Source organism: Polaribacter sp. (assembly GCF_965660385.1).
GTDB lineage: Bacteria > Bacteroidota > Bacteroidia > Flavobacteriales > Flavobacteriaceae > Polaribacter.
The window spans coordinates 1-3,442 of record NZ_CBFHZT010000109.1 but is presented as its reverse complement, the minus strand read 5'-3'; the positions used below and the strand labels follow the sequence as shown (position 1 = coordinate 3,442).

The 3,442-nt window shown below is 33.4% G+C and carries 4 protein-coding genes; all 4 read left to right on the top strand.

Annotated features, from left to right (window positions below):
• Positions 1-53: 53 nt before the first annotated feature.
• Positions 54-485, top strand: coding sequence for an adenylyltransferase/cytidyltransferase family protein (locus ACTG3V_RS15270; protein WP_397445410.1), 432 nt, complete (start codon positions 54-56; stop codon positions 483-485).
• Positions 486-492: 7 nt separating this feature from the next.
• A complete protein-coding gene (locus tag ACTG3V_RS15265; protein ID WP_439133035.1) occupies positions 493-1,443 on the top strand; it encodes a GDP-L-fucose synthase family protein in 951 nt (316 codons plus the stop codon).
• Between the two features lie 581 nt (positions 1,444-2,024).
• On the top strand, positions 2,025-2,420 hold the full coding sequence (locus ACTG3V_RS15260) for a four helix bundle protein (protein ID WP_439133034.1): 396 nt from the start codon (positions 2,025-2,027) through the stop codon (positions 2,418-2,420).
• Between the two features lie 106 nt (positions 2,421-2,526).
• Positions 2,527-3,442: GDP-mannose 4,6-dehydratase (gene gmd / locus ACTG3V_RS15255; protein WP_439133033.1), on the top strand; the 916-nt coding region annotated here is incomplete at its 3' end.

Below are 3,442 nucleotides of genomic sequence, written 5' to 3'. Positions count from 1 at the left end.
AAAAACGAAAAACCAAACAACAAAATAACCCAACAACATAATATAAATTTGATATGAGAATAGGTATTACCTTTAGTGCTTTCGATTTGTTTCATGCAGGTCATGTTAAGATGTTAGAAGATGCAAAACAAGAATGTGATTATTTAATCTGTGGCTTACAAACCGATCCTACTTTAGATCGCCCTGAAAAAAACAGACCCATTCAATCTGTTGTTGAAAGATATATCCAATTAAAAGGATGTAAGTTTGTAGATGAAATAGTGCCTTATGCAACAGAGCAAGATTTAGAAGATGTATTACGTTCTTTTAAAATTGATGTTCGTATTGTTGGAGATGAGTATATGAACAAACAATTTACAGGGCGAAAATATTGTGAAGAATCAGGCATAGAATTGTTTTACAATAAAAGAGAACATCGTTTTTCAAGCAGTGGATTGCGAAAAGAAGTACAAGAAAAAGAAAATCAAAACCAAAAAAAGAAATAATTTTTTGATGGATAAAAATTCAAAAATATACATCGCTGGCCATAGAGGTATGGTAGGTTCAGCTGTTTGGAGAGCTTTAGAAAAAAAGGGCTATACCAATTTAATAGGTAGAACCAGCAGAGCGTTAGACTTGAAAAATCAAGAGGCCGTTCTTAATTTCCTTCAAGAAGAACAACCGCATGCCATTATTGATGCTGCGGCTAGAGTTGGAGGTATTTTAGCGAATAATGATTATCCCTATCAGTTTATTATGGAGAATATGCAAATCCAGAATAGTCTCATTGATGGAGCCTTAAAAACGGGGATTGAAAAGTTTGTCTTTTTAGGGAGTTCATGCATTTATCCTAAGCTAGCTCCTCAACCTCTTAAGGAAGAATATTTATTAACAGATTCTTTAGAGCCAACGAATGAATGGTATGCCATTGCTAAGATTACAGGAGTAAAAGCTTGTCAAGCGATTCGAAAACAGTTCAATAAAGATTATGTAAGCTTAATGCCGACCAATTTGTATGGGTATTTTGATAATTTTGATTTGAAAACTTCTCATGTGTTACCAGCAATGATCCGTAAGTTTCACGAGGCAAAACTAAATAATAATGCCGATGTTACTTTATGGGGTAGTGGAACGCCAATGCGAGAATTTTTATTTGTAGATGATATGGCAGAAGCTGTGGTGTACGCTTTAGAAAATGAATTGCCAGAATATTTATATAATGTAGGTTCAGGTAAAGATATTACCATTAAAGAATTGGCAGAAACCATTCAGAAGGCAGTGGGTCATGAAGGTGACATTGTTTGGGATGCAGACAAGCCTGACGGTACTCCAAGAAAGTTGATGGATGTGTCTAAGATGAAGGAAATAGGGTGGCAATATAAAACCGAATTGGATGAAGGAATTGCGAAGACATATCGTTGGTTTTTGGAAAATATAGAGAATGTAAAAGAAGTGAAAATGTAGGATGAGATGTGTGTTGAGGAGTTTAAGTGTTTAGAGGTTTAAGGATGAGGTCTAAACAGTTAATCAGTTTTAACCAATTAAACAATCGAGTAAATTAGGGTTTAGAGATTAGAGTTTAAGGATGAAATTTAACAAATTAACCCAATAACCAATTAACCATTTAAACAACAGAATAAAGATTAGGGTTTAAAGGTTTAAGGATGAGGTCTAAACAGTTAACCAGTTTTAACCAATTAAACAATCGAGTAAATTAGGGTTTAGAGATTAGAGTTTAAGGATGAAATTTAACAAAATAACCAAATAACCAATTAACCATTTAAACAACAGAATAAAGATTAGGGTTTAAAGGTTTAAGGATGAGGTCAAACAGTTATCCAGTTTCAACCAATTAAACAATGGAGTAAAGGTCAAGGTTTAGAGTTTAGAAGTTTTAGAATAAACAAGTATACCGTTTAGAGATTTTAGAATAGCAGATAATCAATTAAACAGTTAAACATGTAAACCGTTTATAGTTTAGAGTTTAAGTATGAAAAATAAACAGTTAATCAAATAACCGAATAAACAGTTAAACAATCATAAAATTGAGCTATAAAACCTATTCATTTGAGAAACTAGATGTATATCAAGCGGCACGAAAATTTAAAATAGAGATAAAGAAAATGAGTTCACAATTTCCCAAGCATGAACGTTTTGATTTAATCAGTCAAATCAATAGAGCATCAGCAAGTATTTCAGCGAATCTAGCTGAAGGTTCTGGAAGGTCTTCGAATTTTGACCAAGCGCATTTTACAAATATCTCTTATGCTTCAGGATTAGAAATCATAGATCATTTAAATACAGCTTTGGACCTAAGTTATATAAAAGATGACAAATACAAAGCGTTAAGAATTCAATTAGACGGTATTTTAAGTAAGTTGAACGCTTTGTATAAATATCAATTGAAGAATACAAACACATTGAAAAAGAAATTAAATTAGATATATTTTATTTGTTTTTGGTTACCAATAATAAGGTAGTTAACAATTAACCCATTAACCAATTAAACAATTAAACCGTAAAAAACCGAACAACAATACAAAAAATATGAAAGTTGCATTAATCACAGGAATCACAGGGCAAGATGGCTCTTATTTAGCGGAATTGTTATTAGAAAAAGGCTATGAAGTTCATGGTATCAAACGAAGGTCTTCTTTGTTTAATACGGATAGAATTGATCATTTGTATCAAGATCCTCATGACCCTAACCAGCGATTGAAATTACATTATGGAGATTTAACCGATTCGATGAATTTAACACGAATCATTCAAGAATGTCAGCCTGATGAAATTTACAACTTAGGAGCGATGTCTCACGTAAAGGTTTCTTTTGATATGCCTGAGTATGTAGGTAATGTGGATGCTTTAGGAACCTTAAGAATTTTAGAAGCCGTACGTTTATTAGGCTTAAGTAAAAAAACAAAAATATACCAAGCGTCAACCTCTGAATTGTTTGGAGGGTTGCCAGAAAATAAAAATGAACGTGGTTTTTATGATGAAAACTCACCTTTATACCCACGTTCACCTTATGGAGTAGCCAAAATTTACGGTTTTTGGATTACCAAGAATTATAGAGAAGCGTATGATATGTTTGCTTGTAATGGACTATTGTTTAATCATGAATCGCCAAGAAGAGGAGAAACGTTTGTGACCCGTAAAATAACACGAGCTGTCGCAAAAATAGCTTTGGGATTACAGGAAAAGATATTTTTAGGAAATTTAGAAGCCAAACGTGATTGGGGGCATGCCAAAGATTATGTACGTATGATGTGGATGATTTTACAAGCCGACAAAGCCGAAGACTGGGTAATTGCTACAGGAGTAACGACTACAGTAAGAGATTTTGTTCGTATGGCTTTTAGTGAAGTTGGTATGAATCTTCGTTTTGAAGGGGAAGGGGTAGATGAAAAGGCTTACATAGAAAGCATTGACCAAGCGAAATATACCGCAGCAACAGGACTCC